This is a genomic window from Micromonospora purpureochromogenes (assembly GCF_900091515.1).
GTDB classification, from domain to species: domain Bacteria; phylum Actinomycetota; class Actinomycetes; order Mycobacteriales; family Micromonosporaceae; genus Micromonospora; species Micromonospora purpureochromogenes.
Genome location: NZ_LT607410.1, coordinates 429,193 through 442,989, shown reverse-complemented (window position 1 = coordinate 442,989; position 13,797 = coordinate 429,193). Strand labels below are relative to the sequence as shown.

Annotated in this window: 11 protein-coding genes; 4 read left to right on the top strand and 7 right to left on the bottom strand. The window is 72.4% G+C overall.

The genetic code is table 11. The features are described 5' to 3' along the window. Positions 1–65: 65 nt before the first annotated feature. From GA0074696_RS02045 to GA0074696_RS02020, 6 genes are all read right to left on the bottom strand, one after another. A complete protein-coding gene (locus GA0074696_RS02045) occupies positions 66–935 on the bottom strand; it encodes a DedA family protein (protein WP_088959510.1) in 870 nt (289 codons plus the stop codon). Between the two features lie 153 nt (positions 936–1,088). Continuing rightward, positions 1,089–3,608 (bottom strand): polynucleotide kinase-phosphatase, encoded by a 2,520-nt coding sequence (locus tag GA0074696_RS02040; RefSeq protein WP_088959509.1) that lies wholly within the window; start codon positions 3,606–3,608, stop codon positions 1,089–1,091. Further along, on the bottom strand, positions 3,605–5,170 hold the full coding sequence (locus GA0074696_RS02035) for a 3' terminal RNA ribose 2'-O-methyltransferase Hen1 (RefSeq protein ID WP_088964308.1): 1,566 nt from the start codon (positions 5,168–5,170) through the stop codon (positions 3,605–3,607). The genes GA0074696_RS02040 and GA0074696_RS02035 overlap by 4 nt, the downstream gene beginning before the upstream one ends. Positions 5,171–5,287: 117 nt before the next feature. Then, entirely contained in the window at positions 5,288–6,847 is a 1,560-nt protein-coding gene (locus GA0074696_RS02030) for an LPXTG cell wall anchor domain-containing protein (RefSeq protein ID WP_088959508.1), read from the bottom strand. A 124-nt stretch (positions 6,848–6,971) separates the two neighbouring features. Further along, positions 6,972–8,507 carry an LPXTG cell wall anchor domain-containing protein gene (locus GA0074696_RS02025; RefSeq protein WP_088959507.1) on the bottom strand — a complete coding sequence of 512 codons (1,536 nt, stop codon included), beginning with the start codon at positions 8,505–8,507 and terminating at the stop codon, positions 6,972–6,974. Between the two features lie 189 nt (positions 8,508–8,696). After that, entirely contained in the window at positions 8,697–10,205 is a 1,509-nt protein-coding gene (locus GA0074696_RS02020) for an LPXTG cell wall anchor domain-containing protein (RefSeq protein WP_088959506.1), read from the bottom strand. A gap of 143 nt (positions 10,206–10,348) precedes the next feature. On the opposite strand from GA0074696_RS02020, the gene GA0074696_RS02015 reads away from it, so the two are divergent. Further along, entirely contained in the window at positions 10,349–10,834 is a 486-nt protein-coding gene (locus GA0074696_RS02015; protein ID WP_088959505.1) for a SigE family RNA polymerase sigma factor, read from the top strand. Beyond that, a complete protein-coding gene (locus GA0074696_RS02010) occupies positions 10,831–11,922 on the top strand; it encodes an LCP family protein (RefSeq protein WP_088959504.1) in 1,092 nt (363 codons plus the stop codon). Before GA0074696_RS02015 ends, GA0074696_RS02010 begins: the two co-directional genes overlap by 4 nt. Here GA0074696_RS02010 and GA0074696_RS02005 read toward each other — a convergent pair. Then, entirely contained in the window at positions 11,913–12,125 is a 213-nt protein-coding gene (locus GA0074696_RS02005; protein WP_088959503.1) for a hypothetical protein, read from the bottom strand. The genes GA0074696_RS02010 and GA0074696_RS02005 overlap by 10 nt on opposite strands. Positions 12,126–12,257: 132 nt before the next feature. Here GA0074696_RS02005 and GA0074696_RS02000 point away from each other — a divergent pair, with 132 nt between their 5' ends. Both GA0074696_RS02000 and fbaA read left to right on the top strand, forming a co-directional pair. Then, a complete protein-coding gene (locus GA0074696_RS02000; RefSeq protein ID WP_088959502.1) occupies positions 12,258–12,641 on the top strand; it encodes a phage holin family protein in 384 nt (127 codons plus the stop codon). Between the two features lie 126 nt (positions 12,642–12,767). Beyond that, positions 12,768–13,790: a class II fructose-bisphosphate aldolase gene (fbaA, locus tag GA0074696_RS01995; RefSeq protein WP_088959501.1), complete on the top strand. Its 1,023-nt coding sequence runs from the start codon at positions 12,768–12,770 to the stop codon at positions 13,788–13,790. The last annotated feature ends 7 nt before the right edge of the window (positions 13,791–13,797 follow it).

Here is a 13,797-nt window from a genome sequence, read left to right as displayed (position 1 = left end):
ACCGGCTCCTGACGGTGACACGAACGGCCGGTCCCTTCCGGGGCCGGCCGTTCGTCGTCGAGGGGTCAGCGGCCCTGGCCGTGGTCCTCCGGGTAGCGCCGCTCGCCCTGCGGCGGCTGCTGCCGGTACGGGTGCTGCTGCTGCGGCTGGTCGTGGTGCAGGTGGTGCTCGATGGTGTCGCGGACCGCGTCGACGGCGCCGGCCGCGCTGGCCGCCGCCACCACCGCGACGGCCTCGCCGCGCTTGCGGGCCTTCCGGTCCCGCAGGAACTCGAAGAAGATCGGCAGCACCGAGATCAGGATGATCAGCGCGACCACCGGCAGGATGTACCGGTCGATCTTGTCGCCGATCGCGTCGTAGATCTGCTCGGCGAGCAGGTAGCCGATCAGCAGGATGCCGTCCACCCAGAGGACGGCGCCGACCACGTTCCAGATGAAGAACTGCCGGGCCGGCATGCCGAGCACGCCCGCCACCGGGTTGAGGAACGTCCGCACGATCGGGATGAACCGGGCCAGCACCACGGCCTTCGCCGGGCCGAACTTCTGGAAGTAGTGCTCCGCCTTCTCCACGTACTCCCGCTTGAAGAGGCGGGAGTTGGGCCGGTCGAACATCCGCCGGCCGTACCGGGAGCCGAGCCAGTGCCCGACCTGGGCGCCGATGATCGCGCAGATCGGCCCGCCGATCAGCAGCCCGACCAGGGAGAGCCGGGTGCCGTTGCCGAAGATCGCGTCCGCCACCGGTGACGCCGCGACACCCGCCAGGAACAGCAGCGAGTCGCCCGGGAAGAAGAAGCCGACCAGCAGGCCGGTCTCGGCGAAGAGGATCACCCAGACGCCGATCAGCCCGAAGGTCTGCAACAGCTCCTTGGGGTCGAGCGGATTCAACGCGACCGTCTCAACGACGACCCGGCTCTTCTCACCTGTGTCCACGGCCACACAGGCTACCCGCCCCCCACCCCACCCCGCCCCACCCCTCCCGCCCCCGCCCTTGCCGGCACTTTCACGGAAAGCGTGGCCATGGAGCGCGAAATGGCCACGCTTTCTCCGAAAGTGCGCGGGTCTCGGGGGTGGGGTGGGGTGGGGTGCGGGTCAGAGGCGGGGGTCGACGGGTTCGGATTCGCAGGCGAGGATGGCGAAGACGAGTTCGTGGCGGCGCCAGAGGGGAGCGTTGTCGGCGAACGCGTCGAGGGCGGCGAGGCCGAGGGCGTGCTCGCGCAGGGCCAGGCCCCGCTTGCGGCCCAGCGAACGGCGGCGCAGCGCGGCGAGCTGGTCGGGGGCGGTGTAGCCCGGGCCGTAGATGATCCGCAGGTACTCCCGGCCCCGGCACTTGATCCCCGCCTGGAGCAGCGAGCCGCGCGCCGACCGGGCGGCCAGGCCCGCGTACGGCTTGACCACCATGCCCTCGCCCCCGGCCGACGTCAGCTCCAGCCACCAGTCGGTGGCCGCCGCCACCGCGGCGGCGTCGGCGAGGTCGACCACCTGCCGCCGGGTCGGGGTGAAGAACTCCGGGTCGGCCGCGCAGAGCCGGTCGACCAGGTCGAGGTGCCAGCCGTGGTCCCGGTCGGCGAAGCCCACGCCCGCGCCCGCCAGCACCGCGAACGGCGCCAGGGTCACCCCGCGCAGCCCGTCGGTCGGCGCCACGTACGCCCGGTAGGCCGCCGAATACCCGTCCACCTCGGCGCGGCGGGCCGCCATCCGCTCCCGCAGCCCGTCCACCGGCAGCCCCCGGGTCGCAGCGGCGTCCAGCGTGGCGAGCACCGCCGGCAGCGCCGCCCGGCCGGCCGCGCCGACGCTGGCGTACTGCTCGCGGATCAGCCCGCCCGCCTTCGCCGACCAGGGCAGCAGCTCGCAGTCGAGCAGCAGCGCGTCGGTGCCCAGCGCGGCCCAGAGGCCGGCGGCGGTCACCGCCGCGCGTACCCGGGCCAGCAACTGCTCGTCGAGCGGCGCGCCGAAGAACGGCCGGCCGGTGCGGGTGTGCACCACGCCGCCGGCGAACGGCCCACCGGTGGCCTCCCGCTCCACCAGCACCACCGCCCGCGAGCCCATGTGCTTCTCCTCGCAGACCACCCGGTCCACGCCCGCCGCCCGGTAGTCCTCGAACGCCTGCGCCGGGTGCTCCAGGAAGCCCTCGACGGTGGCGGTCGAGCAGGGCGCCATGGTCGGCGGCAACCAGACCAGCCGGCCCGGGTCGACCGCGAACCGGCTCATCACCTCCAGCGCGGCGGCGGCGTTCTCCGCCGGCACGGTCAGCGTCCCGTACGCGTGCTCGAGGTGCCGGCGGCCGGTGACGTCCGTCAGGTCCAGCACCGTGTCCGGTCGGGCCGGGGCGCTGACCAGCGGGCGGACCGGCGCGTACCACTCCTTGACCGCCGGGACGGCGACCAGTTCCTTCTCCGGGTAGCGCAGGGCGGTGAGCCGGCCGCCGAAGACGCAGCCGGTGTCGATGCAGATGGTGTTGTTCACCCACTCCGGTTCCGGTGTCGGCGTGTGGCCGTACACGACCATGGCCGGGCCCCGGTAGTCGCGCGCCCACGGGTAGCGCACCGGCAGGCCGTACTCGTCGGTTTCCCCGGTGGTCTCCCCGAAGAGCGCGAACGCGCGGACCCGGCCGGACGCGCGGCCCTGGTAGGCCTCCTTCAGGCCGGCGTGCGCGACCACCAGCCGGCCGCCGTCCAGCACGAAGTGGCTGACCAGGCCGTCGACGAAGGCGGAGACCTCCGCGACGAACTCCGCCGGCTCCGACTCCAGCTGGGCCATCGTCTCGGCCAGGCCGTGGGTGAGCCGCACGTCGCGGCCGCGCAGCTTGCGCAGCAGCTTCTGCTCGTGGTTGCCCGGCACGCAGATCGCGTGCCCGGCCGCCACCATCCCCATCACCAGACGGAGCACGCCGGGGGAGTCCGGGCCGCGGTCCACCAGGTCACCCACGAAGACCGCGGTACGACCAGCCGGGTGCACCGCGTCCACCGGGCGGCCCGCGTCGTCGCGCCGCAACGACCAGCCGAGCCGGAGCAGCAGCGCCTCCAGTTCCTCCCGACAGCCGTGCACGTCACCGACGATGTCGAACGGCCCGGTCAGCTCCCGCCGGTCGTTGAAGAGCTTCTCGTACCGGATCTCCGCGGCCGCGATCTCCTCGACCCCGCGCAGCACGTGCACCTTGCGGAAGCCCTCCCGGGCCAGCAGCCCGTACGTCCGCCGCAGGTCACGCTGCATCCGGGTCAGCACCTGCCGGCCGAAGGTCCGGTCGGTCCGCCCCTGGGTCCGCTCCCAGGCCAGCGCCTCCGGCACGTCCAGCACGATGGCCACCGGCAGCACGTCGTGCTCCCTGGCCACCCGGACCAGCGCGGCCCGGGCGTGCGACTGGAGATTGGTCGCGTCGACCACGGTCAACCGGCCCCGACGCAGCCGGGTGGCGGCGATGTGGTGCAGCGCCTCGAACGCATCGGCGGAGGCGGACTGGTCGTTCTCGTCGTCGGCGACCATCGCCCGGAACATGTCCGAGGAGAGCACCTGGCTGGGCAGGAAGTGCCGGCGGGCGAAGGTCGACTTGCCCGATCCGGAGACGCCGACCAGCGCCACCAGGGCCAGCTCGGGGATGTCGAGGGTGGTCATCGGCGCTCCTCCTTCCGGTCGGTCGTGGTGGTTGCCATTTCCGCTGCGGTGAGCACGGCCATCTGGGTCGGGGCACCCACCTCCGGGTCCTCCTCCCCGACGCCGCCGATCGTGGCGGTGTAGCCGTACGTCGCGGCCACCCGCCCGATCCAGGCGGCGAACTCGGCGCGGGTCCACTCGAAGCGGTGGTCGGCGTGCCGGAACCGCCCCGCCGGCAGCCCCTCGTAGCGGACGTTGTACTCGACGTTCGGCGTGGTCACCACCACGGTGCCCGGCCGGGCGTGGCCCAGCACCGCGTCCTCCAGCGCCGGCAGCCGGGGCGGGTCCAGATGCTCGATCACCTCCATCAGCACCGCCGCGTCGTAGCCGCGCAGCCGGTCGTCCCGGTAGGTGAGGGCGGACTGCCAGAGCCGGATCCGGTCGCGCTGCCGCTCCGGCAGCCGGTCCAGGCGCAGCCGGCGGGCGGCCAGCGTCAGCGCGTGGGTGGAGACGTCGGTGCCGACGACCTCCGTGTAGCGCCGGTCGGCGACCAGGGCGGTGAGCAGCGCGCCGCCACCGCAGCCGAGGTCGAGCACCCGGGTCGCGCCGCTGGCCGCCAGGGCGGCGAGCACCGCCTCGCGCCGCCGTACCGCCAGCGACGCCCGCCCCGGTCCGGCCGCGTCCGCCGTCCGGGTCGCCCCGCCTTCGTGTCCCGCTGCGCCAGCCTCGCTCTGCGGGGTGCCGGTGTCGGGTCCGGGCGCGCCCGCCACGGGTCCCGGGTCGGCCGGGGGCTCGTCGATGCTGTCGTCGGGCAGGGGCTCGTCGGCGAGGCGCAGCTCGGTCAGCCGGGCCAGCGCCTTCCCGGCCAGCGCCCGGCGGTGGGCCAGGTAGCGACGGGTGATCAGGGCTCGCTCCGGGTGGTCGGCCAGCCAGCCCGCGCCGGCGCGGAGCAGCTTGTCGATCTCGTCCGGCGCCACCCAGTAGTGCTTCGCGTCGTCCAGCACGGGCAGCAGGACGTACAGGTGGTTGAGGGCGTCGGCGACCTGGAGGGTGCCGGTCAGGACGAGGTCGACGTACCGGCTGTCACCCCAGTCGGGGTGCTGCTCGTCCAGGGGGATCGGGGTGGCGGTGACCGTCCAGCCCAGCGGGGCGAAGAGCCGCCCGGCCACGTCGGCGCCACCACGGCAGCGCAGCACCGGCACCCGTACCTCCAGCGGGATGGCGGTGCCGGCCAGCTCCGGGCGGTCCCGGGACTCGCCGCGCAGCGCCGACCGGAACACCGTGGACAGTGCCGAGGCGAGCAGGCTGGACGCGGCGTACGCCCGGTCGTTGACGTACTGCCCGAGGGTGAAGCTCTCCGGGGTGCTGGCCTGCTTCCGGCCGCCACGCCGCCCCACGCCGAGCCGCTGCGGGTCGATCTCGACCAGCAGGGCGGCGGTGCACCGGTCCTCGTCCGCCTCGGGGTAGAAGACGTGCGCGGTGCCCGCCGGCAGCTCGAACGACTGGACCCGGTCAGGGTGCTTGACCAGCAGGTACCCGAGGTCGGTCGCCGGCCGGTGGGTGGTGGTCAGGGTGAGCAGCACGCCGACCATGGTGTCAGGGGCATCGATCTTGCGTCGTCCCGTTTTCGTCGTCGGCGGAGAGACGGCGGCGCCCCGCCGGCCGGGTGGTCGACGGGGCGCCGGATGGTGCGGGTGGGATCAGGCGACGAAGCGGGTCTTGCGGCGGCGGGCCACCACGTAGCCGCCGACGCCGGCCGCCAGCAGGAGGCCGCCGATGCCGGCGACCAGCGCGGTGGACTCGCCGGTGATCGGCAGCGTGCCGCCATCACCGCCACCGCCGTTGCCGCCGGTCGCGTTCACCAGCAGCTTCGCGGTGTCGTTGGCCTTGTTCAGGTCAGCGTCGAGCCCACCTTCGCACTCGCACTTGGCATTGATGGTGACGGTGCCGGCAGCGTTCGGAACAACCTTGTCGATCCGCAAGCCGAACTCGACGGTCTGCTCCTCGTCGAGGCCGATGAAGACGTCCGGCCAGCAGCGGTACGCCTTCGCTCCCGCCTTGCCGGCGTTCTCCCAGTCCCCCCGCTCGCCATCGAAGGGCACGCAGACCTCGGGCACCTCGACCGCGGTCGTACCGGCGGGAACCGTCACGTCGATCTTCGTTACCGGGCTGCCGCCTCGGCTGAAGTCCAGCGCTGCCGGCCCGTTGTTCTTCACGCCGATCGTGGCGTGCACGAGGTCGCCAGCCTCTCCCTGGACCGAGTCGCCGACCGCGGCGAGATCGGCGCCGTTCTTGCCGGTCACCTTCAGGGCTAGAGAGGACCAGTTGTTCTCCGGGTTTGTGTCGGCCTGGACGCCCCGCAGCGCTCGAGCCGTCTGCAAGGTCAGCACCGGTCCGTCACCGGGCTTGCCCAGTTCGTAGCCGTGGCTGGTCAGGTACGACTTGAAGTCCTCCAGCTCGGCGGTGGTCTGCCAGCTGATCTCGCCGTAGGCGAAACCCGGGGCGAAGGCGTCCTTGCCGATCTGGTAGGACAGCGTCGCCTCGTAGCTGCTGCCCGGTGCCAACTCCTGGTCGAACTGGCAGCTACGCAGCCGGTCCGCGTCGTAGGTGCAGTTGCTGTAGCGGGTGGCTGACCGGATGGCGTGGTCGTTGAAGAAGATCGCCCCAAGGCCCTTGACGCTCGTCTCGCCCGCGTTGCTGACCTGCAGCGGTGCGGTGAAGGAGGCGCCGGGCGCACCAGAGACCTCCACTCCCTCGCTCGCCGCAATGTCGACCCCCTCGCCCACGCGGACCTCTGCCTCCCACTGGACGGCGTCATAGCCGTCGGCGCTGAGGCTGACCTTGACCGCGCCGGTGTCGCCCTCCTTGGCGGTGTCCGTCGCGGCGATGACGACATCCGCGATGCCACCCAGACCCCACTCGTCCTCGACGCCGACCTCGAACGGGTCGGTGCAGACGAGCACACCCTCCTCCGGCGAGGCGCAGTCGGTGGAACTGTCCTTCTCGCCGGTGAAGGTCGCCTTGCCGAGCAGGTCGCGGTAGTCATAGCGGACAGTGAGGTTGTTCAGAATGACTGGCGCCGAGCTGTAGACGATCGCCGCGTTCGTCGTGCCCGGACTGCCGAGAGCGACCGTGGTGTCGCCGAAGTAGACGGAAAGCTTCGGCTTCTCGTCGGCGAAAGCGGGGGTGGCGGAGGCGGCGACGAACGCGCCTGCGACGCCCAACCCGGCGAGCCAGCGCCGGGTCGAGTGCGTGAGCATTGGGGGGTTCCTCCCGTGAGGTGGTGCGGAAGAGTCGGTGGACGCGTCCGGTGTCGCCGCTCGCGTCCGACGGCGACGCCCGCCGACCAGCTGGTCGGCGGGCGTCGCCGGATGGTGCGGTGAATCAGGCGACGAAGCGGGTCCGGCGGCGGCGGGCCACCACGTAGCCGCCGACGCCGGCGACGAGCAGCAGGCCGCCGATGCCGGCGATCAGGCCCGTGTTCTCACCGGTGATCGGCAGGGAGCCACCGCCACCGTTGCCACCGTCGCCCGAGCCCGGGTTTCCGTTGCCCGGCTTGATGACGATGGCTGCCTCGTTGTTGTCCGCCTTCGGGTCGCCGTCCAGGTTGGTGGTCACCTTGCCGGAGGTCGGCCCGGTCAGCTTGTCGATCCGCAGGGTGAACGGGTACGAACCGCCCACGCCCGGCTCCGGGTCCCCGGCGGAGATGCAGCCGTACAGGTCGGCGCCCGGCTCACCCGAGTGATCCCAGGGATACCAGGGCTCCTCGCTGTCCTTGTCGTACGGCGCGCACTCCTCGGAGACCTCGATCGCCTCGGTGCCCTGCGGGATCTCCACGGTCACGATCGGCTCGGTGAGCCGCCAGGCGTCCACCGTGGCCGGACCCAGGTTCGTGAAGCCGGCGGTCACCGTGACCTTGTCGCCGACCTTGCCGGTGGCGGTGCCGCCCACGGCGGCCAGGTCGGCCCAGTTGTCGCCGCCGACCTTGATGTCGACGACCGTGAAGTTGTTCGTCTGGTCCACGTCGGTCTGCGGGACGGCCGCCTGCCGGGCGGCCGGCAGCTCGACCAGGCTGAGCTTGTCGCCGGTGCCCGGGGTGCCCGGCGGCAGCGGGAAGCCGGGGTCGTCGATGATCTTGGCCCAGTCGTCCTTGGTCAACCAGTCGACGTAGTTCTCCAGCTCGCTGCCCGTACGGGCACCCTTGTCCAGCTTGACCGGGAGCTTCTCGGAGAGCCGGTAGCTCTTGCCCGGCTCCAGGTCGGTGTCGAAGGTGCAGATGACGGCCAGGTACTCGATGTCTTCGCAGTTGCTGAAGTTACCGACGTACGAGCTGAGGTAGTCGGCCTGCAGCCGCAACACCGCGCCGTGCGCCGTGTTGTCGCCCGAGTTGCGGACCACGTCGCCGGGCAGCCCCACGGTGGCGCCCGGATCGCCGTCGACCGTGGCCTCCGGCTCGGACTGCAGGTCGACACCCTCGGCGATGGTGACCGTGACGCTCCTGCTGGCCGCCTGGCCGCCGCCGGTCGCCTTGATGCCCAGCTCGGCCTTCTGTCCGGGCTTCGCGTCCGCCTTGGCGGTCAGGTAGTAGTCGAGGCTGGGCACGCCCCACTCGTCGGCCTCCGCCTCGCAGTGCAGGGTGTCGCCGGAGGGGACGCACTCCCAGTCGGAGGTGACCAGCTCGATGGTGGCGACGTCGTTGACCTCGGACAGGTCCAGGTCCAGGGTCGCGCTCTTCAGCTGTTCCTCGCCCGCGATGTACGTGGCGATGAAGTTGTACGTGGTGTGTTCGGGGGCGACCAGGACGTCCCAGGCGGCGATCTCCAGGGGGTCCGCCGCGTGGGCGGGGGTGGCGGAGGCGGCGACGAACGCGCCTGCGACGCCCAACCCGGCGAGCCAGCGCCGGGTGGAGTGCGTGAGCATTGGGGGTTCCTCCCGTGGGGGTGTCCAGGTGGAGCCTGCGGATCTTAAGGACTCCTTAAAACACCGCGTCACCCTGAATGGCGTCCGGAACAGGCAAACGAGCCGAACGGCTGAGCATCTTCGGCGCAACGGACGGGCCCTGGCGACGCCCCGTCGCCGGGGCGGCGACGGGGCGTGACGCGGTGCTGGTCAGGCGACGAAGTCGGTGCGTCGGCGGCGGGCCAGCAGGACCCCGGTCGTACCGGCGGCGAGCAGCAGCCCGCCGACGGCCATCGTCACCGCGGTGGATGCGCCGGTGATGGGCAGCGAGCCGTCGCCACCGCCGTTGCCGCCGGTTCCGGCCGGCGGGACGAGCACGATCTCCGCCCGGTCGTTGGCGGGGTCGGTGTCGGCCTCGACGTCGATGGTGACTCGCCCGGCGGTTGGCCGCGGGAGCCGGTCCACCCGCAGGGTGAAGAAGTACGAGACGGTCTCGCCGACAGCGGCAAGGTCGCCCGGGCCGCTGCACCCGTACTCCCGGGCACCGGGTTGGCCGTACGTGTCGCCCGGTTTCCAGGGGCCGGGGCCGATCGGCGCGCACCCCCAGTGCACCTCGACGGCGGTGGTGCCGTCGGGGATGCGGAACCGCACCAGCGGGTTCTCCCGCCACGTCTCCACCATGGTCGGCCCGAGGTTGCGGAATCCGGGCGTCACCGTCACCCGGTCGCCGAGCTTGGCATTGACCCGCCCCCCGACGGCGGCCGCGTCCGCGGTCCGGTCGCCGGTGACGGTGATGTTCACCGCGGTCCAGCTGTTCCAGGCGGCGGTGTCGGTCTGCCGCGCCGTCGACTGCGCCACCAGGCGCAGCTCGTCGCCGGTGCCGGGGGTGTCCGGTGGGAGCGGCACGTCCGGGTCCCGCTCGACCAGCGCCCAGTCGTCGGGGGTCCACCACCGCAGGCGGTTGGGCAGCACGAGGCCGCTGCGCAGGAGCGTCCGGAGGGTGAGCGGCAGCGGTGCCGACAGCCGGTAGCTGACCCCGGGCGCCAGGTCGGTGTCGAACCGGCAGATGGTGAGCCGGGCCTCCGCACGTCGGCAGTTGCGGAAGTTGTCGGCCGACAGGACGTCCATGTCGGCGTCGAGGGTCAGCACCGCGCCGTGCACCGGCACCGGGCCGGCATTGCGTACGGTGCTGGTCAGGTCGATGGTGCCGCCGGGCCCGGCGCGCAGCGCGGTCTTCGGCTCGGTCACCAGATCGACCCCCTCGACCACGGTGACCGTGATCTTCCGGGTGGCCGTGCCGACGGCCGAGGAACCCTGGACGGTCAGCTCGGCCCGCCCGTCCAGCGGAGCGTCGGCCCGCGCGGCGAGCTGGAAGTAGAGGGTGGGCGTCCGGCTCCACCTGCCGAAAGCGCCCAGGCAGCGCAGGGCGTCGGCGCGGCGGACGCAGTCCCACCCGCCGTCGTCGGTCACCGTGAAGCTGCCCAGCGAGTCCCACTCGGACAGCTCGATGTCGAGGGTCACCGGACGGCCGTCGGGGGAGGGGTAGCCGTCGAAGTCGACCCGTACCGCGCCGGGAGCGGTGTGCCCCGGGGCGACCAGCAGGTCCCGTGCGGCGACCCGGAGTTCGCCGGCCGCGATCGCGGGAGCGGCGGCGGCGGCGACGATCGCGCCCACGACGGCCGCGCCGGCGAGCCAGCGCCGGATGGAGTGCCGGAGCATGGACTGTCCTCCCGTTCGGTGGCGGAGCGTGATCAGCCTCTCACGGATGTCACTCTCCGCCGGCCTGCCGCGCCCGGCGGGCGGGCGGCGCAACGTTTCGGGCGCCCACCTCCGTCATCAGGTTCGGGACACCGGGAGGTGCAGTGACGTACGAGGAGTTCGCCGACTCGCGGCTGACCGCGCTGCTGCGGTACGCGGTCATGCTGACCGGCGATCCGCACCAGGCGCAGGACCTGGTGCAGGACACGATGGTCCGGGTCCAGCTGAACTGGCGGAGGGTGGCCCGGGCGGATTCCCCGGAGCGCTACGTGCGCCGGATGCTGACCAACCAGTACGTCGACTGGCGGCGGGGCTCCTGGATGCGTCGGGTGCTGCTGCGCGGCGAGCCGGAGGAGTCCGCGCCACCGGCCACCGACCACGCGCAGGACGCCGTGGACCGGGACCAGGTCTGGTCCCTGCTGGCCCGGTTGCCCCGCCGACAGCGCGCCAGCCTGGTGCTCCGCTACTACGAGGACCTACCGGACGCGGAGATCGCCGAGATCCTCGGCTGCGCCGTCGGGACCGTCCGCTCGTCCATCTCCCGGGCGCTGGCCACGCTGCGCGCCGAACACCTGGAGGTCTGCTCATGACCGTGGAGGAGGAACTGCGGGCCGCCTTCGCGCGGCACGAGTCGCTCACCCCGCCGGCCGGGCCGCTGCGGGCGGCCGTCGACCGGCTCGTCGTACGCCGTCGTCGCCGGCACCGTCGGCTCCAGGCCGGGGCCGGCGCGCTGGCGGTGCTGGGACTGCTGGGCCTCGCGGTGCCGCGGGTCGTCCCGTCGCTCGGCGGGCACACCGCCACCGCGGAGTTCCTCGCCGACCGGGTCGCGCCCGGCGGCGCGCTGAACGTGCTGCTGGTCGGGGTGGACGGTGCCCCCGATCCGCGGGTCCGCGGCGTCGATTCCGTCCCCCGCGCCGACTCGGTGCTGCTGGTGCACGTTCCGGCGGACCGGAGCCGGCTCTATCTCGTGTCGCTGCCGCGCGACCTGATGGTGGCGATCCCCGGGCACGGCATCGACAAGCTGAACAGCTCCTTCGAGTTCGGCGCCACCGCATCGCGGCCCGACCTGCGCCGGGGCTACGACCTGACCCGGCGGGTGGTCGCCGACACCACCGGCGTACGCATCGACGCCGGCGCGGTGCTGACGTACCCGGTGCTGCGGCGACTCACCGACGGCGTCGGCGGGGTGGAGGTCTGCCTGCCGGAGCAGGTCCGCTCGGTGCACACCCGGCGCGTCTTCCCGGCCGGCTGCCAGCGGCTGGACGGCAGCGGCTCGGTCGACCTGCTCCGGCAGCGCTTCGGGATGACCTGGGGAGGCCAGGACCGGGACCGCAACGCCCAGCGGTACGCGGCGGGGCTGGTGCGGCAGCTCGACAGTGGGGACAGCCTGCACAACCCGGTGGCACTGCAGCGGCTGTTGGTCGCCCTCGGCCCGGACCTGGTCGCCGACACCGGCGACGCCTCGCTGCCGGAGCTTCTCACGCGCACCGCACAGGCGTCCCGGGCTGCCCCGGTCGGGCTCGCCCTGCCGACCGTCGACTCGCCGGAACGGCCGGGCCAGCTGATGCTCGATGAGCGCGTCGCGCCGGCCTTCCTCACCGCGCTACGCCAGGATCGGCTGGCCGAGTGGGCGGCGGCGAACCCCGACCGGGTGACGGCCCTGGGATCTCAGCGGTAGTCGTCCTCGTCGCCGGTGACCACCCGGGCCTGCTCCATCGCGTCCCAGTCGCCGACCTCGAGGCCACGGTGCGGCTCGGTCTCGGCGTCGCCCGGGTCGATCGAGGTGGCCTGCTCGACCGCGTCGGCCGGCTCGGCCTCCAGGTCGCGCTCCTCCGGGCTGAGGTGGTCGCTCGGCGCGAAGTCCTCGTCGGGCTGACCCATCGTCCCTCCCTGCTTCCGGCGGACCGTCCCCCACACCGTACGGGCTGCGCGGCGCGGGTGCCCGGTGAGCGCGGCAAGCGGACTCGGTGGATCGTCCCACCGGGACTGCCCGGCGGTGCCAGGATGGGGAGCGTGGGCTTCCTGATCCGGCTGGCGATCACCGCGGTCGCGCTGTGGGTCACCACGCTGATCGTGCCCGGGGTCGACGTGACTGGCCGCAACGGCGCCGAGACGGCGTTCACCCTGATCGTGGTGGCGCTGATCTTCGGCGTGGTCAACGCCGTGCTCAAGCCGGTCATCAAGGTGGTCGGCTGCGTGTTCTACCTGCTCACCCTCGGTCTGATCGCGTTGGTGGTGAACGCGCTGCTGTTCCTGCTGACGGACTGGATCGCGGGTGCGCTCGACCTGCCGTTCCGGGTGGACGGTTTCTGGGCCGCCTTCTGGGGGGCCATCGTGATGGCGGTGGTGAGCTGGCTGATCAGCGTCGCCGTACCGGACAGACTGGAGGACCGGTGAGGGGAGGCGGTTGTGCCCGCCGCCACCTTCTACGGGATACTGCCGGCGGTGGACAGCGCGGTCCGGCGCACCCGATGGAAGACAGCGGCCAGCTCGGCCGAGAGCGGTAAGTAAGGAGCGTTCGACATGCCCATCGCTTCCCCCGAGACTTACGCGGAGATGCTGGACCGGGCCAAGTCCGGCCGGTTCGCGTACCCGGCGATCAACGTGACTTCGTCGCAGACGCTGAACGCGGCGCTGAAGGGCTTCGCCGACGCGGAGAGCGACGGCATCATCCAGGTCTCCACCGGTGGCGCCGAGTACCTGTCCGGCCCGTCGGTCAAGGACATGGTCACCGGCGCGGTGGCGTTCGCCGCGTACGCCCGCGAGGTGGCCAAGAACTACCCGGTCAACATCGCGCTGCACACCGACCACTGCCCGAAGGACAAGCTGGACAAGTTCGTCCGGCCGCTGATGGGGATCTCCCAGGAGCGGGTGAAGCGCGGCGAGGAGCCGCTGTTCCAGTCGCACATGTGGGACGGCTCGGCCGTGCCGGTGGCGGAGAACATGGAGATCGCCGCGCAGCTCCTCGACGAGGCCGCCAAGGGCAAGATCGTCCTCGAGATCGAGGTCGGCGTGGTCGGTGGCGAGGAGGACGGCGTCGAGAACGCCATCAACGAGAAGCTCTACACCACGGTCGAGGACGGCCTGGCCATGGTGGAGGCGCTCGGCCTCGGCGAGAAGGGCCGCTACATGGCGGCGCTGACCTTCGGCAACGTGCACGGCGTCTACAAGCCGGGCAACGTCAAGCTCCGCCCCGAGGTCCTCGACCACATCCAGATGGCGGTCGGCGCCAAGTACGGCAAGGAGAAGCCGCTCAGCCTGGTCTTCCACGGCGGCTCGGGCTCGCTGCTGTCGGAGATCCGCGAGGCGCTGGACTACGGCGTGGTCAAGATGAACATCGACACCGACACCCAGTACACCTTCACCCGTCCGGTCGCGGACCACATGTTCCGCAACTACGACGGCGTGCTGAAGGTCGACGGCGAGGTCGGCAACAAGAAGATGTACGACCCGCGCGTCTGGGGCAAGGCCGCCGAGGCCGGCATGGCCGCCCGCGTCGTCGAGGGCTGCGAGCACCTGCGCTCGACCGGCACCAAGCTGAAGTAACAGCGGT